General features: G+C 60.8%; 19 protein-coding genes. 7 read left to right on the top strand and 12 right to left on the bottom strand.

The features are described 5' to 3' along the window. Positions 1-49 precede the first annotated feature (49 nt). Together prpB and ACI2KS_RS13475 are read right to left on the bottom strand one after the other, a co-directional pair. Complete coding sequence (gene prpB, locus ACI2KS_RS13480) at positions 50-940, bottom strand: methylisocitrate lyase (RefSeq protein WP_404620945.1); 891 nt, start codon at positions 938-940, stop codon at positions 50-52. Continuing rightward, a complete protein-coding gene (locus ACI2KS_RS13475) occupies positions 937-1,659 on the bottom strand; it encodes a GntR family transcriptional regulator (protein WP_404620943.1) in 723 nt (240 codons plus the stop codon). The genes prpB and ACI2KS_RS13475 overlap by 4 nt, the downstream gene beginning before the upstream one ends. A gap of 297 nt (positions 1,660-1,956) precedes the next feature. Here ACI2KS_RS13475 and ACI2KS_RS13470 point away from each other — a divergent pair, with 297 nt between their 5' ends. From ACI2KS_RS13470 to pabB, 4 genes are all read left to right on the top strand, one after another. Then, a complete protein-coding gene (locus ACI2KS_RS13470; protein ID WP_404620941.1) occupies positions 1,957-2,502 on the top strand; it encodes an ATP-dependent zinc protease in 546 nt (181 codons plus the stop codon). Positions 2,503-2,506: 4 nt separating this feature from the next. Next, positions 2,507-4,057 carry an inactive transglutaminase family protein gene (locus tag ACI2KS_RS13465; RefSeq protein ID WP_404620939.1) on the top strand — a complete coding sequence of 517 codons (1,551 nt, stop codon included), beginning with the start codon at positions 2,507-2,509 and terminating at the stop codon, positions 4,055-4,057. Next, positions 4,057-5,025, top strand: a complete 969-nt coding sequence (locus ACI2KS_RS13460) for an alpha-L-glutamate ligase-like protein (protein ID WP_404621603.1) — start codon at positions 4,057-4,059, stop codon at positions 5,023-5,025. The genes ACI2KS_RS13465 and ACI2KS_RS13460 overlap by 1 nt, the downstream gene beginning before the upstream one ends. Before the next feature lie 121 nt (positions 5,026-5,146). Beyond that, positions 5,147-6,490: an aminodeoxychorismate synthase component I gene (pabB, locus tag ACI2KS_RS13455; RefSeq protein WP_404620937.1), complete on the top strand. Its 1,344-nt coding sequence runs from the start codon at positions 5,147-5,149 to the stop codon at positions 6,488-6,490. A gap of 121 nt (positions 6,491-6,611) precedes the next feature. Here the strand turns inward: pabB and thrH are convergent, their stop codons facing one another. Continuing rightward, positions 6,612-7,229 carry a bifunctional phosphoserine phosphatase/homoserine phosphotransferase ThrH gene (gene thrH / locus ACI2KS_RS13450; protein ID WP_404620935.1) on the bottom strand — a complete coding sequence of 206 codons (618 nt, stop codon included), beginning with the start codon at positions 7,227-7,229 and terminating at the stop codon, positions 6,612-6,614. A 216-nt stretch (positions 7,230-7,445) separates the two neighbouring features. On the opposite strand from thrH, the gene ACI2KS_RS13445 reads away from it, so the two are divergent. Next, positions 7,446-8,180, top strand: coding sequence for a phosphoadenylyl-sulfate reductase (locus ACI2KS_RS13445; RefSeq protein ID WP_404620933.1), 735 nt, complete (start codon positions 7,446-7,448; stop codon positions 8,178-8,180). Positions 8,181-8,592: 412 nt separating this feature from the next. On the opposite strand, the gene cysB is transcribed toward ACI2KS_RS13445, so the two are convergent. The 5 genes from cysB to ACI2KS_RS13420 all read right to left on the bottom strand — a co-directional run bounded on the left by cysB (position 8,593) and on the right by ACI2KS_RS13420 (position 12,624). After that, positions 8,593-9,567 carry an HTH-type transcriptional regulator CysB gene (gene cysB / locus ACI2KS_RS13440; protein WP_404620931.1) on the bottom strand — a complete coding sequence of 325 codons (975 nt, stop codon included), beginning with the start codon at positions 9,565-9,567 and terminating at the stop codon, positions 8,593-8,595. Positions 9,568-9,718: 151 nt separating this feature from the next. Next, positions 9,719-10,213, bottom strand: a complete 495-nt coding sequence (locus ACI2KS_RS13435; protein ID WP_404620929.1) for a universal stress protein — start codon at positions 10,211-10,213, stop codon at positions 9,719-9,721. A 96-nt stretch (positions 10,214-10,309) separates the two neighbouring features. Further along, complete coding sequence (locus tag ACI2KS_RS13430) at positions 10,310-11,212, bottom strand: 5'-nucleotidase (RefSeq protein WP_404621601.1); 903 nt, start codon at positions 11,210-11,212, stop codon at positions 10,310-10,312. A gap of 93 nt (positions 11,213-11,305) precedes the next feature. After that, a complete protein-coding gene (locus ACI2KS_RS13425) occupies positions 11,306-12,262 on the bottom strand; it encodes a putative 2-dehydropantoate 2-reductase (protein WP_404620927.1) in 957 nt (318 codons plus the stop codon). A 26-nt stretch (positions 12,263-12,288) separates the two neighbouring features. Continuing rightward, positions 12,289-12,624 (bottom strand): thioredoxin family protein, encoded by a 336-nt coding sequence (locus ACI2KS_RS13420; RefSeq protein ID WP_404620925.1) that lies wholly within the window; start codon positions 12,622-12,624, stop codon positions 12,289-12,291. Between the two features lie 257 nt (positions 12,625-12,881). Here ACI2KS_RS13420 and ACI2KS_RS13415 point away from each other — a divergent pair, with 257 nt between their 5' ends. Beyond that, a complete protein-coding gene (locus ACI2KS_RS13415; protein ID WP_404620923.1) occupies positions 12,882-13,958 on the top strand; it encodes a 3-deoxy-7-phosphoheptulonate synthase in 1,077 nt (358 codons plus the stop codon). Between the two features lie 80 nt (positions 13,959-14,038). On the opposite strand, the gene ACI2KS_RS13410 is transcribed toward ACI2KS_RS13415, so the two are convergent. Then, positions 14,039-14,320, bottom strand: coding sequence for a GNAT family N-acetyltransferase (locus tag ACI2KS_RS13410; protein ID WP_404620921.1), 282 nt, complete (start codon positions 14,318-14,320; stop codon positions 14,039-14,041). Between the two features lie 792 nt (positions 14,321-15,112). Here ACI2KS_RS13410 and oprI point away from each other — a divergent pair. Continuing rightward, complete coding sequence (gene oprI / locus ACI2KS_RS13405) at positions 15,113-15,364, top strand: outer membrane lipoprotei OprI (protein ID WP_003199355.1); 252 nt, start codon at positions 15,113-15,115, stop codon at positions 15,362-15,364. 171 nt (positions 15,365-15,535) lie between these two features. Here the strand turns inward: oprI and ACI2KS_RS13400 are convergent, their stop codons facing one another. The 3 genes from ACI2KS_RS13400 to ACI2KS_RS13390 all read right to left on the bottom strand — a co-directional run bounded on the left by ACI2KS_RS13400 (position 15,536) and on the right by ACI2KS_RS13390 (position 19,777). After that, entirely contained in the window at positions 15,536-16,504 is a 969-nt protein-coding gene (locus ACI2KS_RS13400) for a L,D-transpeptidase family protein (protein ID WP_404620919.1), read from the bottom strand. A gap of 83 nt (positions 16,505-16,587) precedes the next feature. Continuing rightward, on the bottom strand, positions 16,588-16,884 hold the full coding sequence (locus tag ACI2KS_RS13395) for a hypothetical protein (protein ID WP_404620917.1): 297 nt from the start codon (positions 16,882-16,884) through the stop codon (positions 16,588-16,590). A 2,287-nt stretch (positions 16,885-19,171) separates the two neighbouring features. Beyond that, on the bottom strand, positions 19,172-19,777 hold the full coding sequence (locus ACI2KS_RS13390) for an arylesterase (protein ID WP_404620915.1): 606 nt from the start codon (positions 19,775-19,777) through the stop codon (positions 19,172-19,174). Positions 19,778-19,780 lie beyond the last annotated feature (3 nt).

Here is a 19,780-nt window from a genome sequence, read left to right as displayed (position 1 = left end):
ATTCAAGGTCGCTACCGCCGGCAAGCTGGACTGCAACAGACGTTCATTGTCAGCCCTTCTTCTGCGCGAACAGCGCGTCGAGCTTCTGTTCGAATGCGTGGTAATCGATGCGCTCATACAACTCCATGCGCGTCTGCATGGTGTCGACCACGTTCTTCTGGGTGCCATCACGACGGATCGCGTTGTACACGTTCTCGGCAGCCTTGTTCATCGCGCGGAAGGCCGACAGCGGGTACAGCACCAGCGCCACCTCGGCCGATTTCAACTCCTCGGTGGTGAACAGCGGCGTGGCACCGAATTCGGTAATGTTGGCCAGGATCGGCGCCTTCACTCGCGAGGCGAACAGCTTGTACATTTCAAGCTCGGTGATGGCCTCAGGGAAGACCATGTCCGCGCCTGCTTCAATGCAGGCAGCAGCGCGATCGAGTGCCGATTCCAGGCCTTCGACCGCCAGTGCATCGGTCCGCGCCATGATCACGAAACTGTCATCGGTCCGGGCATCCACCGCCGCCTTGATACGGTCGACCATTTCCTGCTGCGACACGATCTCCTTGCCGGGGCGGTGGCCGCAGCGCTTGGCGCCGACCTGATCCTCGATGTGCATGGCCGCAGCGCCAAACTTGATCATCGATCTGACGGTGCGCGCCACGTTGAACGCCGAGGCGCCAAAACCGGTGTCCACGTCTACCAGCAGCGGCAGCTCGCACACGTCGGTGATGCGCCGCACGTCGGTCAGCACATCGTCCAGGCCGGTAATGCCCAGGTCGGGAACCCCCAGGGAGCCTGCCGCAACACCGCCACCGGACAGATAAATGGCCTTGAACCCGGCACGCTGTGCGAGCAAGGCATGGTTGGCGTTGATGGCGCCGACCACCTGCAACGGATGTTCGCTGGCCACCGCGTCGCGGAAGCGTTGGCCGGGAGTCGTTCTTGAAGTCATTGTTCACCTCGGGCAGTAGAAGCTTGATGATCCTGTTCTTGATAGCGCTGTTCGATGTTGCGTTTGGATGCACCGATATGGCGGCGCATCAACAATTCGGCCAGTTCGCCGTCACGGTCGGCGATGGCATCGAGAATACGGTGGTGCTCGGTGAAGGCCTGGCGCGGGCGATTGGGCGTGGTCGAGAACTGGATGCGGTACATGCGCACCAGCTGGTAGAGCTCGCCGCAGAGCATCTGGGTCAGGGTGCTGTTGCGCGCGCCCTGGATAATCCGGTAATGAAAGTCGAAGTCGCCTTCCTGCTGGTAGTAACCCACGCCGGCCTGAAACGCCGTGTCCCGCTCGTGGGTCTCGAGCACCCGGCGCAACTCGTCCACCTCCTCGGCCGTCATGCGTTCTGCCGCAAGGCGACAGGCCATGCCCTCCAGCGACTCCCGGATTTCGTAGAGTTCCACCAGTTCGGCGTGACTGAGCGACACCACTCGGGCGCCGACGTGAGGCACGCGCACCAACAGGCGCTGGCCCTCGAGGCGGTGGATGGCTTCCCGCAGCGGGCCGCGACTGATGCCATAGGTGCGCGCCAGCTCCGGCTCCGAGATCTTGCTGCCGGGGGCTATCTCACCTTTGACAATGGCCGCCTGGATCCGCCGAAACACGTTTTCGGACAGGGTTTCCGAATCAACCTGCGGGTGGGGCGTGTTTTCGACGACATCTAACATTGTCGACACCTTGTGAGTTAATGCGCCTGAATCTAGCGCTATCGGCCCTATACGTCAAAGTAATTTTATGGATTGTCGACAATCATCCAGCCACCCCACACAATCAGAAAACTCCTACAGCCCCTGTCCTTACCGGGCCTTACTGGCGCCACAAAAGCTTCATGCTAGAATGCCGCCCGCATCTGCCTGGCATCCCGGGCAGCCTGGACGTCCTTACTGGCCGCGGCCGCAACCCCATCCAGGACGCCGAGCCGACGTCAATCCGGCTCCCGGTTTCCATCCAACACGCCAGGACCTATGAGCCGCCATCCACTCCTTCCTTTTTGCCTGTTCGTGCCTGGCCTGTTCATCAGTGCTGCGTGCCTGGCCGCTGACAAGGCCGTGTATGGCTTGAACGAGTACGCCGAGCTGACAGGCATCGACCTGCAGGTGGCGGCAAAGCTCGATACCGGGGCGAAAACCGCCTCGCTCAGCGCACGCGACATCAAGCGCTTCAAGCGCGACGGCGAATCCTGGGTACGCTTTTACCTGGCCATCGACGATGCCCACGAACACCCCATCGAACGGCCCCTGGCGCGGGTCAGCAAGATCAAGCGGCGAGCCGGCGATGTCGATCCCGATGACGAAAAGAAATACACCTCAAGACCGGTAATCAGCCTCAATGTATGCATGGGCACCGCCTCACGAACCATAGAAGTGAACTTGACCGACCGAAGTGCATTCCAATACCCGCTTTTGATTGGCTCCGAGGCCCTCAAGCGCTTCGACGCCCTGGTCGACCCAAGCCTTAAATATGCAGCGGGCAAACCTGCCTGCGTCACTGATGCTCAAACCGCAGAGTAATGACATGCGCGCTCTTACCCTCCATCTGAAAATCCTGATCACGGCCCTGGTGGCACTGGGGATCGCGATCACGGCGTATCAGATATTGGTGCTCGGCATCCCGGTGACCGAAGATGAAACCGACGATTTGTGGAACATCGACGCCAAGGTCGAGTTCGTCGCCAACCCCAAGGACTCGGTCAAGGTGCAGATGTATGTGCCGCCGCTCTCACGTGACTACATCAGCCTCAACGAAAGCTTCATTTCCAACAACTACGGGGTCAACGTCAACCGCGCCGACGGCAACCGCAAAGTCACCTGGTCGGCCCGCCGCGCCAACGGCAACCAGACCCTCTATTACCGTCTGGTGCTGACCAAACGCTACAGCGGTGAAAAGGCCAAGATCAAAGGCCCGATCTTTCGCGACAGCATTGCCGTCGAGGGCCCGGAAAAGATTGCCGCTGACGCCCTGCTCGCCCCCATCCGCCAGCATTCGGCCGACGTCGAGACGTTCGTCACCGAGGCCATCAAGCGTGTCAACAATCTGAGTGACGACAACGTCAAGCTGCTGCTGGCCGGCGACACCTCGGTACAGAACAAGGCACGCATCACTGAAATCCTGCTGTCCATCGCCCACGTGCCGGTGGAAAAGGTGCACACCATTCGCCTGGTCGCCGATCAACCGCAGACCCCGGAACTGTGGCTGCGCAGCTTCAACGGCAAGGACTGGCTTTATTTCAATCCCGAGAACGGCGAGGCCGGCCTGCCCCAGGACCGGCTGTTGTGGTGGATCGGTGACGACAATCTGATAACGGTCGAAGGCGGCAAGAAGGCCACGGTCAACTTCAGCTTGAACAACAGCGAGATGAACGCCATCCGGCTGGCCAAGCTGACCGACGAAAGCACCGACGCCGACTTCCTCGAGTACTCGCTTTACGGCTTGCCGCTACAAACCCAGCAGACCTTCATGATCATGGTCATGATCCCCATCGGCGTGCTGGTCATCCTGATCCTGCGCAACCTGATCGGCCTGCAGACCCTGGGCACCTTCACCCCGGTGCTGATTGCCCTGGCGTTCCGCGAGACCCAGCTAGGCTTCGGCATCGTGCTGTTCACCATCATCACGGCGCTGGGGTTGTCGCTGCGCTCCTACCTTGAGCATCTGAAGCTGCAGATGCTTCCCAGGTTGTCGGTGGTGCTGACCTTCGTGGTGGTGCTGATCGCCGCCATCAGCCTGTTCAGCCACAAACTGGGGCTCGAACGCGGCCTGTCCGTGGCCCTGTTCCCAATGGTGATCCTGACCATGACCATCGAACGCCTGTCGATCACCTGGGAAGAACGCGGTGCCAGCCACGCCATGAAAGTCGCCGTCGGCACGCTGTTCGCAGCCTCCCTGGCGCACATCATCATGAGCGTGCCGGAGTTCATCTATTTCGTCTTCACCTTCCCGGCCATCCTCCTGATTCTGGTGGGCTTCATGCTGGCCATGGGTCGCTATCGCGGCTACCGCCTGACCGAGCTGATCCGCTTCAAGGCGTTCGTCAAGGAAGACGCCGAACAGGAAAACGCCAAATGATCGGCTGGTGGAAAACCTGGAAAGCCCTGGAGGCCAAAGGGATCATGGGCATCAACCGGCGCAACGCCGACTACGTGCTCAAGTACAACAAGCGCAGCCTGTACCCCATCGTCGATGACAAGATCATCACCAAGGAGCGGGCCATCGCCGCCGGCATTCACGTGCCGGAAATGTACGGGGTGATTTCCACCGAGAAAGAAATCGAAAAGCTCGATGACATCATCGGCGGTCGCAGCGACTTCGTGATCAAGCCCGCTCAGGGCGCTGGCGGCGACGGCATCCTGGTCATCGCTGACCGCTTCGAGGAGCGCTTTCGCACGATTTCCGGGCGCATCATCAGCCATGACGAAATCGAGCACCAGATCTCCAGCATCCTCACCGGCCTGTATTCACTGGGCGGCCATCGCGACCGGGCGCTGATCGAGTACCGGGTGACCCCGGACCAGATCTTCAAAAGCATCAGCTACGAAGGCGTTCCGGACATTCGCATCATCGTCCTGATGGGCTACCCGGTGATGGCGATGTTGCGTTTGCCTACCCGCCAGTCCGGCGGCAAGGCCAATCTGCACCAAGGCGCGATCGGCGTGGGCGTGGATCTGGCCACGGGCCTGACCCTGCGCGGCACCTGGCTGAACAACATCATCAGCAAACACCCCGACACCACCAACGCGGTGGACGGCGTTCAGCTACCCAACTGGGACGGTTTCATGAAGCTGGCCGCCCAGTGCTATGAGCTATGTGGCCTGGGCTATATCGGCGTGGACATGGTGCTCGATCAGGACCGCGGTCCGTTGATCCTCGAACTCAATGCCCGGCCCGGACTGAACATTCAGATCGCCAACGACTGCGGCCTGACCCATCGCACTCTGGCGGTGGAGCAGCGACTCGAGGCGCTGGCAGCTGACGGCACGCACGACAGCCCCGAAGAACGGGTGAAATTCGTCCAGGAGTTGTTCGGCCACGTCTGACCGGCTCATCCATTAGCGCTGAAGAACGGCGCCCAACCCGCCGCCCCCGACACTGCCTCTAGGAGCTGGCTCGCAGCAGGACTACAATCGCCCTCCGCGCGCCATGACTGATCTGCCTCGCATGCCTACCTGTTCCGTACATCCGATTCCCTATCACGCCGACCCCAGCGGGTATTTTTCAATCATCGGTCATGCCCCTGGCGCAGTCCTGCTGGACAGCGGCCGTCCCGAGGCAGACCGCGGCCGTTACGACATCCTCAGCGGTTGGCCGCTGGACACGCTGGTGCCTGGTCCGGATGAACACGGCGCAGCGTTTCTCCAGCGGCTGCGCGCAGCCCTGGCTGGCCTGGGGCAAGCCCAGCTGCCGGATGGCCTGACGCTACCGTTCGCCGGTGGTCTGATCGGGTATCTGGCGTATGACTTCGCTCGTTTGCTCGAGCCGCTGCCAAGCCAGGCGACCGACGACCTGCATCTGCCATCGGCGCGCCTGGGTCTCTACGCCTGGGCGCTGATCAGCGACCACCATGAACGCAGTAGCCAGCTGGTGTTTCACCCTGCCCTCGACGAGGGTGAACGGCAACGGCTGATCGGGCTATTTGCGCAAGTCCCAGCCAAGGATGAGGCATCGTTCAAGCTGACCGGGCCCTTCACCTGCGACATCGATGCCGAGCGATATCGACAGGCAATCGCACGGATCCATGCCTATATCCAGGCCGGCGACTGCTATCAGGTGAACTTCGCCCAGCGCTTTCGCGCCCACTACACGGGTGCTCCATGGGGCGCTTATCAGGCTTTGCGCGCGGCTTGCCCGACCCCGTTTGCCGGTTACCTGAGCCTGCCGGACGGCGATGCAGTGCTGAGCCTGTCGCCAGAGCGCTTCGTAAAAGTCAGTCAGGGCCAGGTCGAAACCCGGCCGATCAAGGGCACCCGCCCGCGCGGCAAGGATGCAAGCGAAGACGCGGCCTACGCCGCCGAGCTGCTGGCCAGCGACAAGGACCGCGCGGAAAACCTGATGATCGTCGACCTGCTGCGCAACGATCTGGGACGTACCTGCCGCATCGGCTCGGTGAAAGTCCCGCAATTGTTCAGCCTGGAGAGCTATCCCAATGTCCATCACCTGGTCAGCGTGGTCACCGGCGAGCTGGCACCCGGCAAGGACGCGCTCAACCTGATCGGTGGCAGCTTCCCCGGCGGCTCGATTACCGGTGCACCGAAGATCCGTTCGATGCAGATCATCGATGAGCTGGAACCCAGTCGCCGGGCGCTGTATTGCGGCTCGTTGCTGTACCTGGACGTACGCGGGGAGATGGACAGTTCGATCGCCATCCGCAGCCTGCTGGCCAAGGACCGCCAGATTGCCTGCTGGGGCGGCGGCGGCATCGTCGCCGATTCGCAGTGGGAGGCGGAGTATCAGGAAACCTTTACCAAGGTTCGGGTACTGATGCGCACGCTGGAGGGATTGTGACCCGGCTTACCGAGCCTGCCTCTGTAGCAGTCCGGTTTGCTGGCGGAGGCAATATCTCCACCGCCGGCACGCCGGACTGCTACGGGTTTCGCACCTGGCGACAACTGAACATCGCCAGCTGTTACAGGCTCAATTCCCGATTCGACGCCTTGATGAACTCGCGCTTGAGCGCCTCGAAGGTGTGCACTGCCGCGAACTGCGGGAACTCGCGAATGACGTTATCGGGGGCATGGAACAGGATGCCGACGTCCGCTTCGCCCAGCATCGTGGTGTCATTGTATGAGTCACCGGCAGCGATCACCCGGTAGTACAGGCTCTTGAAGGCCAGCACTGACTGACGCTTCGGATCCTTCTGACGCAGTTGATAGCTGACCACCCGATCATGTTCATCCGTGATCAAGCGGTGGCAGAGCAAGGTCGGGAAACCCAGTTGACGCATCAAAGGCTGGGAAAACTCATAGAAGGTGTCCGAGAGAATCACCACCTGAAAGCGTTCCCGCAGCCAGTTGACGAACTCCACCGCCCCCTCCAGCGGCTTGAGACTGTCGATCACGCCCTGGATGTCCGCAAGCTTGAGCCCGTGCTCATCGAGGATGCGCAGGCGCTGCTTCATCAGCACGTCGTAGTCGGGGATGTCACGGGTGGTCGCGCGCAGCGACTCGATACCGGTCTTTTGCGCGAATGCGATCCAGATTTCCGGTACCAGCACACCTTCCAGGTCAAGACAGGCAATTTCCACAGATCACTCCTTGTGTATTTCAGTCGCGTATCGCTTGGCAAGCGCTGCACTCTAACCACTGGCAGGGCCGCTGCGCAAACGCAGGTTTGCGGCAAATCGACAGCGGTTTTTTGTTACCATCTGCGCCATTACCAGCCCCCGGGTGTCGCCCTTAACGCGCCTGCGTGCCGCATTATTATGAGCGCCTACGCGCCACCACAATTAGGAAGCCGCCTGATGAGCCACCCTTTCGACGTAGACGACATTGCCGCCAGCTACGCCAACAAATCCGCCCAGGACATTCTCAAATTCGCGTTCCAGCATTTCGGCGACGAGTTGTGGATCTCCTTCAGTGGCGCTGAAGACGTGGTGTTGGTCGACATGGCCTGGAAAATCAACAAGAACGTCAAGGTCTTCAGCCTGGATACCGGTCGCCTGCACCCACAAACCTACCGTTTCATCGATCAGGTCCGCGAACAGTACAAGATCGCCATCGACATCGTCTCTCCCGACCGGGAAAAGCTCGAACCCATGGTCAGGGAAAAAGGCCTGTTCAGCTTCTATAAGGATGGCCATGGCGAGTGCTGCGGCATCCGCAAGATCGAGCCACTGCGCCGCAAGCTGACCGACGTCAAGGCTTGGGCCACTGGCCAGCGCCGCGATCAGAGCCCGAGCACGCGCAATAATGTGGCGGTGGTGGAGATCGACAGTGCTTTCTCGACGCCGGAGCGCACCCTGTACAAATTCAACCCGCTGGCACAGATGAGCAGCGCCGAGGTGTGGAATTACATCCGCATGCTGGAGCTGCCTTTCAACAGCCTGCACGAGCGTGGCTTCATCAGCATCGGTTGCGAACCCTGCACCCGCCCTGTGCTGCCCAATCAGCACGAGCGCGAAGGTCGCTGGTGGTGGGAAGAGGCAACCCAGAAGGAATGCGGGCTGCACTCGGGGAATCTGATCACTAAGGCTTGAGTGCAGCGACGTTACCGCGTCTGCAGGCGTGAGCTTGCTCGCGATGGCCATGTGATCGCCTCTGCAGGAGTGAGCTTGCTCGCGATAGCCATGTGATCGCCTCTGTAGGCGTGAGCTTGCTCGCGATAGCCATGTGATCGCCTCTGTAGGCGTGAGCTTGCTCGCGATGGCCATGTGATCGCCTCTGCAGGAGTGAGCTTGCTTGCGATGGCCATGTGATCGCCTCTGTAGGAGTGAGCTTGCTCGCGATAGCCATGTGATCGCCTCTGTAGGAGTGAGCTTGCTCGCGATGGCCTTGTGATCGCCTCTGCAGGAGTGAGCTTGCTCGCGATGGCGGCGTGTCAGCCGCTATCGCAGCGTCCGAACCATGGCATCGCGAGCATGCCCACGCCTACAGGTTCGCCCCAGCAAATCAGTGCTCCGGCAGCACCACCGCGCTGAATAGGTCTTCCAGTTCCTGCTTGTTATGGCATTGAATGGCCTTGGCCATGACATCCCGGGTCAGGTGCGGGGCGAACTTCTCGATGAAGTCGCACATGAAACCGCGCAGGAAAGTGCCGCGACGGAAGCCGATCTTGGTGATGCTGGCCTCGAACAGTTCACTGGCATCCAGTACCACCAGATCGCTGTCCAGCTTGGGATCCACCGCCATCTTGGCCACGATGCCCACGCCCAGGCCCAACCGCACATAGGTCTTGATCACGTCCGCGTCAGCGGCGGTGAACACCACTTTTGGCGTCAGGCCGCGGTGACTGAAGGCTTCGTCGAGCTTGGAACGCCCGGTGAAACCGAAGACATAGGTCACGATCGGGTATTCGGCGAGGATTTCCAGCGTCAGCTTGGGCAGTTTGGTCAGCGGATGCCCCTGAGGCACCACCACGCAGCGGTTCCACGTGTAGCACGGCATCATCACCAGGTCGCCGAACAGCTCCAGCGCCTCGGTGGCAATGGCAAAATCCACGGTGCCGTCAGCGGCCATTTCGGCGATTTGCATCGGCGAGCCCTGGTGCATGTGCAGCGCAACGTCAGGGTACTGCTTGATGAAATTGCTGATCACCGGCGGCAACGCGTAACGCGCCTGGGTGTGAGTGGTTGCGATCGACAGCGTGCCCTTTTTCTCGTTGGAGAATTCCTGGGCGATCTGCTTGATGCTTTCGACCTTGCGCAGGATCTCGCCTGCGGTGGTGATGATTCGCTCGCCCGCCGGCGTCACCCGAGTCAGGTGTTTGCCGCTGCGCGCGAAGACCTCCACCCCCAGCTCGTCTTCCAACAGGCGGATCTGCTTGCTGATACCCGGTTGCGAGGTATAGAGGCTTTGCGCCGTCGCCGAAACGTTGAGGTCGTGGTGCGCCACTTCCCAGATGTAGCGCAATTGTTGAAGCTTCATATGTATCCCTCAAAGCCGGCAGATGCCCCAGGCATCAGCAACGGTATATAACTGGATTAATGGTCAGGAAGGCAAAGATAGAACTTTTTATCACTTTTAAACGGTAATGGCACGCTGCATTTTCGCGCGCTTCGCGTTTCCCCCTCCGCCCCTAGACTGCAGAACGGTTCTGCACCATGGGCACCATGTACACCGGCACCTCGGAAAGCTGCAGAACCCGCGCCGCAGTGCGACCGATGGGTGTCTCCCCCTGCGCCCCGTGACTGTGGCTGCCGACTACCAGCAAATCGACTTGCAGCATCGCTGCCTGTTCGAGTATCACGTTGGATGGATCGCCCTGGACCACCCGTACACTGCGGATCAGCTCCAGGTCCTTGTTGTCCTCCCCCAGCTCATCGCGAAAACTGGCCAGCACCCGCGACTCGATCCCCTCGATCACCGTGTTGACCCCCTCGTTGTGCAACTCACGCAGTACATCCTCGGCCAGGTAGCTTTGCAGCACCGATTCGGCAAACAGCCCCATGGGTTCGACGACGTGGATCACATGCAGCTCGGCGTTGAAGGTTCTGGCCAGGGCCAGCGCATGCTGCAGGACGTAAGGCGCATAAAGACCGAGGTCCGTGGCATACAGCATCGAGCGAATCATGTGACCTCCAGGCAGCCATGACAGGCGGAGTCACAAATCAGCGTAGCAGCGCGCGGACGAATTGGCGGGTTTGATACTGCTTTCCGGTCTAAAGGTTCACGGTTTTAGCTCATTGCTGATGCCGTGCGGAACATGGCCGGTGGCCACGACTTCACGCGCCTTCTCGCAATGTCCGGGCTGATCGTCAAAGAACACATCGGCGGCGAACGCCTCAAGGAACGCCGACTTTTCCAGCCCGCCGAGAAACAGCGACTCATCCAGACGGATATCCCATTCGCGCAGGGTGCGGATGACTCGCTCGTGAGCAGGCGCTGAGCGCGCCGTGACCAAGGCTGTGCGAATCGGACACGACGCTTCGGGAAATTCACGCTGAAGCAGATTCAACGCCGCCAGAAACGGTTTGAACGGGCCGCCCGGCAGCGGCTGACGCGCCGCCTCTCGCTCGCTGGCCTGAAACGCCTGCAGCCCCCCGGCTTGGTACACGCGCTCGGACTCATCGGAAAACAGCACCGCATCGCCGTCAAACGCGATGCGTAGCTCGGCACTGGCCGCCCGCCGGGCGCCGCCGGAGAGAATCGTCGCTGCGGCGAAACCTGCGTCAAGTGCACTGCGCACGTCTTCGGCATGAGTGGAAAGAAACAGATGGCTGCCAAACGCGGCCAGGTACGGAAATGGGCTACGACCGCCGACGAACGCGGCGCGAGAGATGTCCAGGCCGTAGTGCTGGATCGAGTTAAACACCCGCAGCCCGGTATCGGCGCTGTTGCGCGACACCAGAATCACCTCCACCCGTGACTGGGTCAGGCTGGCGTTGAGGCTCAGCAGCTTTTCCACCAACAGGAAAGCATCGCCGGGCTCCAGCACTTCGTCTTCGTGATCGATCTGATACTGGCGGTAGGCAGCAACGCCATCGGCCATGTAGATCGCGTGGCTTTCACGCAGGTCGAACAAGGCCCGTGATGAAATCGCCAGCACCAGCTTGTTGCCTGCGCTTTTCATGGTCAGATCGGTGCTCATCGGCTATCCCCCAAAACAACGCAATCACATTGGCACCCCGGCACTGACGCCCTGGCGCCAGGCTGTCGCTGGTTTTCAGCGATTGTTGCGATCGATGAACGCCAGCGCGTGGTACAGCGCGCGAATTTTCGGCATGTCGCAGCCCGCCGCCAGCGCAGCGGCCAGAGGCCTGGCGTAGATGGCTTCAAGCTCCAGCGCGCGCTTCTCGGCAAAATCATGATGCATGCTGGGACGGTAGTCCGGCATGTGCCCGGTGACCTTGAACAGTTGCTGCGCATAATCCGGCGCCAATGCATGCCCGCAAGCCTGGGCGCCCTGGACCACTTCGTCCATCAGGCCCTGAATCAACTCCCGGCTGTCAGGATCGGCCATCAGCGGCGTAGTGCTGGCATCGAGCAGCACTGACAGGCCGTTGTACGGCACGTTCCACACCAGCTTTTGCCAGCGCGCCTTGTCCAGATTGTCCATGGCCACTGATTCGATCCCGGCCGCCTGAAACAGCGCCGCACCCTGCTCGACAATCTCCATGCGGGCACTGCCTTGGCCAGCGGGTCCGCTGTGATAACCGATGTTCACCGCGCCGAAGGCCTGATGGGTGATCTGCCCGGGTCCGGTCCGATGGACGCAGATGAAACACAAACCGCCCAATAGATGCAGGGAGTCAGGCAACAGGGCGCGCAGTTGATCTTCCACGCCCAGGCCGTTCTGCAGCAACAGCACCTTGGCGCCCGGTGCCGCAGCCTGAATGATTGCCGGGCCCACACCGCCGTTGCCGGTGGTCTTGGCGCCGACCAGCAGCCAGTCACACGGCGGCATATCGGCCGCCGAACAATAGGCCTGCACGTTGTCCAGGCTCAGCAACCCGTGCACCTGGCTGTCCACGCGCAGACCGTTCTGCGACACCGCGCTGAACTCACTGCGCAGCAAAAAGTGCACATCCAGGCCTGCCCGCGCCAGCATCAATCCGTAAAAGCCGCCGATGGCACCGGTGCCGATAATGCCAACGCGTGGTGTCTGTCTGTCTTGGCTCATGCTTTCCCCATGCTCGGCGATCGGCTTCAAGGTAATTCGTCAGGCTGGCGCTCGAGCGCCTCATCGAGTCCGGCGCTGAGGGCGTGCGCGGTCAGCTTGCTACGCAGCTCGCCCTGGAACTGCCCATCGCGCACGACGAACAGCGACGGCAGATGAAAAACCCCATAGCGCTCAACGGCGCCTCCGTTCTCCTCGGCATCGATCCAGCACAGGCGGTCCACCGGCAGCGCCTGCTCTGGCAGATGATGTCGCGCCCAGCGGCAGCTGGAACAGCCAACGCTGGTGAATATAAGCAGCGAAATGCCGGGCAGCGACAGTAATTGTTGATCGACGTCGAAATCCGTCAGGTGTAACTGGTCCACGCCGCTCTCCACACATATCGGCTGCACACTATATCCGCACCCGGGACGCAGATTACAGACTTCAGGCGCTCTACCTGCCCATGGCAATGACAAATGCCATGAACAATGCCCAGACGGTTGGTCGAAAGCCACGTTTACCCATTGTCGAACGACCGGCTAACGCGCTAAGGTTCGGCTCCCCGTTTGCGCTCAATAATGCTCGGCTCCGCCGCACGGGGACGTTGGCGGCCAGCATCCGTGACCTGATGAGTAACACGATGGCTGATTTACCGATTGACGACCTCAACGTTGCCTCCAACGAGACACTGATCACTCCGGATCAGCTCAAGCGCGAGATTCCCCTCACTGCCGCCGCCCAGGCCACCGTGAGCACGGGTCGCGAAGTTATCCGCAACATTCTCGATGGCAAGGACCACCGCCTGTTCATCGTGATCGGGCCGTGCTCGATCCACGACATCAAGGCTGCCCACGAGTACGCCGATCGCCTCAAGGCGCTGGCCGCCGAAGTGTCCGACACTCTTTATCTGGTCATGCGCGTGTACTTCGAAAAACCGCGCACCACCGTGGGCTGGAAGGGCTTGATCAACGACCCGTACCTGGACGACTCCTTCAAGATTCAGGACGGTCTGCACATTGGTCGTCAACTGCTTCTGGATCTGGCTGAAAAAGGCCTGCCCACCGCCACCGAAGCGCTGGACCCGATCTCTCCGCAGTACTTGCAGGACCTGATCAGCTGGTCGGCCATCGGTGCGCGCACCACCGAATCCCAGACCCACCGTGAGATGGCTTCGGGCCTGTCCTCGGCAGTCGGTTTCAAGAACGGCACTGACGGCGGCCTGACCGTGGCCATCAACGCGCTGCAGTCGGTGTCCAGCCCTCACCGCTTTCTGGGTATCAACCAGGAAGGCGGCGTCTCCATCGTCACCACCAAAGGCAATGCCTACGGTCACGTGGTGCTGCGCGGCGGCAATGGCAAGCCCAACTACGACTCGGTCAGCGTCGCGCTGTGCGAGCAGGCGCTGAACAAGGCCAAAATCAAGCCGAACATCATGGTCGACGCCAGCCACGCCAACTCCAACAAGGATCCGGCGCTGCAACCGTTGGTCATGGAAAACGTCGCCAACCAGATCCTGGAAGGCAATGAGTCGATCATCGGCCTGATGGTCGAGAGTCATCTGAACTGGGGTGCCCAGTCCATTCCCAAGGACCTGGCCGACCTGCAGTACGGCGTTTCCATCACCGACGCCTGCATCGACTGGGAAAGCACCGAGAAGACCTTGCGCGGCATGCATGCCAAGCTCAAGGACGTGCTGCCCAAGCGCAAACGCGACTGATCTGCGCTGTAGAAACGACAACGCCGAGCAAATGCTCGGCGTTTTTCATTCTGTTGTAGCGTTTTATTCACACGGGTCGATCAGATCTGCGCAGCTTGACGCTGGTTGCGCTCCATGTAGCGTTCGACGTAGGAGCAGGAAGGAATGACGGTGTAGCCCATGCCGTCGGCATAATCGAGCGCCCTCTCGGTCAAGGCTGCGGCTATGCCCCGCCCGCGCAACGCGTTGGGCACAAAGGTGCGGTAGATATCCAGGGTCTGCTTCCCCAGATCCATATACGTCAGATACGCACGATGACCGTCGATGTTGATTTCGAACTGGTGACCGGCCTCGTCATGGTGGATGGACAACGCCTCGCTCATCATTACTCCTCGCGGGTCTTGGATTTTGACCCCTACCTTACCCATCTTTGTCCGGCGAAGGAACCTCAACAGGCAGCTTGATCACTGCTGTGCTCGGCAATGGGGCATTAAACACAGAAGCAGACGCTCATTTGGAGCACCGAAGTTCGACGCGAACCCGAACCCTTGTTCTGTTATTGCCTTGCATTGCTTTGCTCGCTACGTTTTCACACCGCCTTCTACGCCACCCTGTGCCTGTCTTGGACACCGAGAAGAGCCTTGCTGTTCTCAAACCCATGAGCACTTGGCAAATAGTAGGCGCCATTGTCGAATATGCTCAAGTGAATCCACAGGAAAATGCATTGCCGCACATCCGGCGGTTAATGCAGTGGAACCTGACGTCACCGGCGAATGTCAATTAAGACGCCGACTGTTAGCCAAAGTCACTAAAGGCAGCACAGAGCAGGCATCATCGCCGATCATCGTCTATACAAAAAAGGGCCGCGACGCGCTTCGACGTATCCTGGCCGTGGGAGAGGAAGGCAACTTCCGACCCACTTGACGATATCGGGCGCATGCCGGTCTGACCGTCAGCACCTGACTTACTGACAGACGGATTCGCCTGACAGCGCCAGGTTTTTTTTCTACACAAAGCGTGAGAAGTTGCACGGAAGACGTTCAAAGCAAAGAATTTTATCGGGTTCTTGCGCTTAGTCCGTTTACTTACTACAAGTAATGGGTAGTATGTACGCCGGTCATTTTCTCATTTTCGAGAGTTGACTAAATTGATAGAAGTCCTTTAAGGGGAACACGATGAACAACGTTCTGAAATTCTCTGCTCTGGCCCTGGCCGCAGTTCTGGCTACCGGTTGCAGCAGCGCCTCCAAAGAAACCGAAGCTCGTCTGACTGCAACTGAAGACGCAGCCGCTCGTTCGCAAGCACGTGCCGATGAAGCCTATCGCAAGGCTGATGAAGCTCTGGCTGCTGCTCAGAAAGCTCAACAGACTGCTGACGAAGCCAACGAGCGCGCCCTGCGCATGTTGGACAAGGCAAGCCGCAAGTAATAATCCCTCGGGATTATTGATAAGCCGATCCGGTTTCGGATCGGCTTTTTTGTTGCCCGTTCTGCGTCGCCGGCTAGCCGCTGACGCATTCTGCAGGCAATAAAAAACCCGTCCACCCTGCCCTGTTTCCAGGGTCCGGTGGACGGGCATCAGCCCCGCCGACGCAGTCAGTTACTGCAAGGTGACCGGCGCATTGTTGACCACCGGTGCGGCCACGCCAGGCACCGCGATCTCTACCGGCATGCCGTCTTCAGCAGCGACCACATCGCGCACTTCATCCCAGTTGATCCGCAGATTGTTGGCCAGGTCTTCACGCTTGAGCAGCGCGTTGATAACGGCCGTGTGCTTGTCGACCACCGAAGGATTGCCGCTTTCATCCAGCGGCGTGTGCGCTTCCAGGTAAACCTTGCCGCCGCTGACGCCGAATTTGTACGGCTCGCTGATGATGCGCACGGTGGTGCCCACCGGCACCATGTCAGCCATTTCCAGCACGTTATTGTTATACATGCGGAAGCAGCCGTGGCTGGTGCGCATGCCGATGCCGAACTTTTTGTTCGAGCCGTGGATCAGGTAACCGGGCAAACCCAGACCGAACTTGAACGGGCCCAACGGGTTGTCCGGGCCGGCCGGCACGACGTTGGGCAGGATGTCGCCGTCGGCGGCGTGCTCGGCCTTGACCGACGCAGGCGGCGTCCAGGTGGGGTTTGGCGTCTTGGCGGTGACCTTGGTGGTGGACACCGGCGAGCCCCAGCCCTCACGGCCGATGCCCAGCGGGAAGGTGTACACCACGTTCTTGCCCTTGGGGTAGTAGTACAGACGGTACTCGGCCAGGTTGATGACGATGCCTTCACGCGGGCCCGGCGGCAAGATGAAACGGGTCGGCAGGATGACCTGGGTGCCCGCCCCTGGCAGCCAGGCGTCGACGCCGGGGTTGGCAGCGATCATTTCCAGGTAGCCCAGATCGTACTGGGTACCGAGGTCGGCGAAGGTGTCCTCGTATCGGGCAGTGACGGTCTGCACCTGTCCGATGATGTCCTCGCCCGGTGGCGGCAACGGAAACTCCAGTGCAGAGACAGGGCCAGCCGCACACAGTGCAGCAAGCGACAGACAGCGGGCGAAAGCTGGAATGCGCGACAACATCCGGGGAATCCTTGGATAACGGGGGGCTTGAATGGGCACGATTGTACACGCACCCAGTCACCTTCGGGAGTGGCCGCCGCCGCTTACCGTCCGGCGTCCAGCTCCGGCCAGATCGGGTGCCAGCCGCGGCGTTGGGCGTCGATGATCGCCCGGCACAGCGGACACAGCCGTTCGTCCTGATAAATCGTCTGCTCGACCTCGGACCAGCGCGGTTGCGCGGGCAGCAGCGTACCGCACAGCGTACGGTCGGCGGATCCGGCCAGTTCCAGTTGCCGGGCGACCAGATGCACCCGCGCTTCCTGGCAGGCGAACAGGTCAAGCTGCTCATCGGGCTCGATCAGTTGATAGGCAAAAAGGGACCAGGCGGGACGGCGCGGCATGGGGGGCTCCAGAGCGGGGGCGCCACATTAGCCGAAAGCCTCGGAGCGGAAAAGGCCTGAGGGCGACGAAATACCGGTATTTGGTGTTGCTGGGGGCGGGGGCGGTGGGAATGTGGCGGTATCTCTTAGTTGTGCGGGCGCTGGATGGGGTTCGGCCTAACGGTCAAACGGTCTTGCCTTCGGCGAGTGACTTGAAAAGACCCCAAGTAAACAAGGGCCCTGGCTCCCTGTGCGGCCCCTCCTGCGTCGGGGTTCCCTCGCGCAGGCATTGCTCCGAGGGCACGCCGCCATCCGCCATCCATGGCGGGGGGCGGCTAGCGCGACATCCATGTCGCGCTGCCCCCTACGCAATACCTGCGCTCGGCCTTCCAAAGTCGCAATTTGTGGCGTTCACCCCATCTCGGCATGCCACGAAGTCGCGATTTTGATCGTTCCCACGCTCCGCGTGGTAACGCAGCAATCGACGCTCCGCGTCGGGGTGCTGGGTTTTCGGTGCGTATCCGATATGTCGGCGGCTCGCCCAGGATTTGTCCTGACGGCCAAACTGTTTCGCCTTCGGCGAGTGACTTGAAAAGACCCCAAGTAACCAAGGGTCCTGGCTCCCTGTGCGGCCCGACTGCGTCGGGTTCCCTCGCGCAGGCATTGCTCCGGGGGCACGCCGCCATCCGCCATCCATGGCGGGGGGCGGCTAGCGCGACATCCATGTCGCCCTGCCCCCTACGCACTACCTGCGCTCGGCCTTCCAAAGTCGCACTTTGTGGCGTTCACCCCATCTCGGCATGCCACGAAGTCGCAATTTTGATCGTTCCCACGCTCCGCGTGGTAACGCAGCAATCGACGCTCCGCGTCGGGGCGCTGGGTTTTCGGTGCGTATCCGATACGTCGGCGGCTCGCCCAGGATTTGTCCTAACGGCCAAACTGTTTCGCCTTCGGCGAGTGACTTGAAAAGACCCCAAGTAACCAAGGGTCCTGGCTCCCTGTGCGGCCCCTCCTGCGTCGGGGTTCCCTCGCGCCGGCATTGCTCCGGGGGCACGCCGCCATCCGCCATCCATGGCGGGGGGCGGCTAGCGCGATATCCATGTCGCGCTGCCCCCTACGCAATACCTGCGCTCGGCCTTCCAAAGTCGCACTTTGTGGCGTTCACCCCATCTCGGCATGTCACGAAATCGCAACTTTGATCGTTCCCACGCTCCGCGTGGGAACGCAGTAATCGACGCTCCGCGTCGGGGCGCTGGGTTTTCGGTGCGTATCCGATATGTCGGCGGCTCGCCCAGGATTTGTCCTGACGGCCAAACTGTTTCGCCTTCGGCGAGTTACTTGAAAAGACCCCAAGTAACCAAGGGTCCTGGCTCCCTGTGCGGCCCCTCCTGCGTCGGGGTTCCCTCGCGCAGGCATGCCACGAAGTCGCAATTTTGATCGCTCCCACGCTCCGCGTGGTAACGCAGTAATCGACGCTCCGCGTCGGGGCGCTGGGTTTTCGGTGCGTATCCGATATGTCGGCGGCTCGCCTAGGATTTGTCCTAACGGCCAAACTGTTTCGCCTTCGGCGAGTGACTTGAAAAGACCCCAAGTAACCAAGGGTCCTGGCTCCCTGTGCGGCCCCTCCTACGTCGGGGTTCCCTCGCGGAGCGTGGGCACGATCAGATATCTAACGATCGTTCCCACGCTCCGCGTGGTAACGCAGCAATCGACGCTCCGCGTCGGGGCGCTGGGTTTTCGGTGCGTATCCGATATGTCGGCTGGCTCGCCTAGAATTTGTCCTGACGGCCAAACTGTTTCGCCTTCGGCGAGTGACTTGAAAAGACCCCAAGTCACCAAGGGCCCTGGCTCCCTGTGCGGCCCCTCCTACGTCGGGGTTCCAAAGTCGCAATTTGTGGCGTTCACCCCATCTCGGCATGCCACGAAGTCGCAACTTTGATCGTTCCCACGCTCCGCGTGGTAACGCAGTAATCGACGCTCCGCGTCAATGGACGCAGAGCGTCCCACCCCCGGGCATACCCACGCGGAGCGTGGGCACGATCAGATATCTATGCATGCCTTAAAGGCCGTGTGCACGCCCGCATTTGCTTTTCTAACGCGACAGTCCAGACACCACAGAACGCGACTTGGGCGCAGGCTGAACGCAGGCGGCGCGGGCCCACGGAGTGTCGCCGGAGTGAGGGTACTCCGACGAAGGAGGAGCCCAACCAGGCGCAAAGGCCCTTGGTGACTTGGGGCTTTTCAAGTCACTCGCCGAAGGCGAAACGCTTGCGCCGTCAGGCAGAACCAACAAATTCGCCAGATATTTCTAAAGAAGCGCCTTCAACTGCGGCCAGACATTGTCCAGCAACCGCCCCTGCGCATTGGCCGCCGGGTGCAGGCCGTCCGCCTGGGTGTATTCGGGAACGCCGCCGACCCCTTCCAGCATGAACGGCACCAACGCGACATCCTTCTCGGCCGCCAGATTGCTGTACACCGCCTTGAACGCATCGGTATAACGCGCGCCGTAATTGGGCGGGATCTGCATGCCGAGCAACAGCACCTTGGCCCCGGCGGCGCGAGCGCTGTCGATCATCGACGCAAGATTTTGTTGCAATTGCGCAGGCGGCTGTCCGCGCAGGCCGTCGTTGCCGCCCAGTTCAAGGATCACCAGGTCTGGTTTGTGCTCTGCAAGCAACGGCCCTAGGCGCGCCTGGCCACCTGCGCTGGTGTCGCCGCTGATCGAGGCATTGATGACCGTGTCCTTGTAACCCTGTTGCGCCAGACGCTGTTCCAGCAGGCTGACCCATCCCAGGCGGGTATCCAGGCCGAAAGCTGCGCTGATACTATCGCCAACGATCAGCACCGTGCCCGCCATGGCTCCTTGAGACGTCAGCAGCAAACCCAGGCCAGCACTTAAAAACCACGCACGCATCGG

Origin of the sequence: Pseudomonas sp. NPDC087358 (assembly GCF_044900785.1) — a bacterium.
GTDB lineage: Bacteria > Pseudomonadota > Gammaproteobacteria > Pseudomonadales > Pseudomonadaceae > Aquipseudomonas.
Note: the sequence above shows the minus strand (reverse complement) of the source record. Positions and strands in the feature narration are given on the sequence as shown.

What these genes read in the sequence shown, in the direction of transcription:
- prpB (WP_404620945.1), bottom strand. Translation starts at nt 940, where the DNA reads ATGACTTCAAGAACGACTCCCGGCCAACGCTTCCGCGACGCGGTGGCC.
- ACI2KS_RS13475 (WP_404620943.1), bottom strand. Translation starts at nt 1,659, where the DNA reads ATGTTAGATGTCGTCGAAAACACGCCCCACCCGCAGGTTGATTCGGAA.
- ACI2KS_RS13470 (WP_404620941.1), top strand. Translation starts at nt 1,957, where the DNA reads ATGAGCCGCCATCCACTCCTTCCTTTTTGCCTGTTCGTGCCTGGCCTG.
- ACI2KS_RS13465 (WP_404620939.1), top strand. Translation starts at nt 2,507, where the DNA reads ATGCGCGCTCTTACCCTCCATCTGAAAATCCTGATCACGGCCCTGGTG.
- pabB (WP_404620937.1), top strand. Translation starts at nt 5,147, where the DNA reads ATGCCTACCTGTTCCGTACATCCGATTCCCTATCACGCCGACCCCAGC.
- ACI2KS_RS13445 (WP_404620933.1), top strand. Translation starts at nt 7,446, where the DNA reads ATGAGCCACCCTTTCGACGTAGACGACATTGCCGCCAGCTACGCCAAC.
- cysB (WP_404620931.1), bottom strand. Translation starts at nt 9,567, where the DNA reads ATGAAGCTTCAACAATTGCGCTACATCTGGGAAGTGGCGCACCACGAC.
- ACI2KS_RS13435 (WP_404620929.1), bottom strand. Translation starts at nt 10,213, where the DNA reads ATGATTCGCTCGATGCTGTATGCCACGGACCTCGGTCTTTATGCGCCT.
- ACI2KS_RS13430 (WP_404621601.1), bottom strand. Translation starts at nt 11,212, where the DNA reads ATGAAAAGCGCAGGCAACAAGCTGGTGCTGGCGATTTCATCACGGGCC.
- ACI2KS_RS13425 (WP_404620927.1), bottom strand. Translation starts at nt 12,262, where the DNA reads ATGAGCCAAGACAGACAGACACCACGCGTTGGCATTATCGGCACCGGT.
- ACI2KS_RS13415 (WP_404620923.1), top strand. Translation starts at nt 12,882, where the DNA reads ATGGCTGATTTACCGATTGACGACCTCAACGTTGCCTCCAACGAGACA.
- ACI2KS_RS13410 (WP_404620921.1), bottom strand. Translation starts at nt 14,320, where the DNA reads ATGAGCGAGGCGTTGTCCATCCACCATGACGAGGCCGGTCACCAGTTC.
- oprI (WP_003199355.1), top strand. Translation starts at nt 15,113, where the DNA reads ATGAACAACGTTCTGAAATTCTCTGCTCTGGCCCTGGCCGCAGTTCTG.
- ACI2KS_RS13400 (WP_404620919.1), bottom strand. Translation starts at nt 16,504, where the DNA reads ATGTTGTCGCGCATTCCAGCTTTCGCCCGCTGTCTGTCGCTTGCTGCA.
- ACI2KS_RS13395 (WP_404620917.1), bottom strand. Translation starts at nt 16,884, where the DNA reads ATGCCGCGCCGTCCCGCCTGGTCCCTTTTTGCCTATCAACTGATCGAG.
- ACI2KS_RS13390 (WP_404620915.1), bottom strand. Translation starts at nt 19,777, where the DNA reads ATGCGTGCGTGGTTTTTAAGTGCTGGCCTGGGTTTGCTGCTGACGTCT.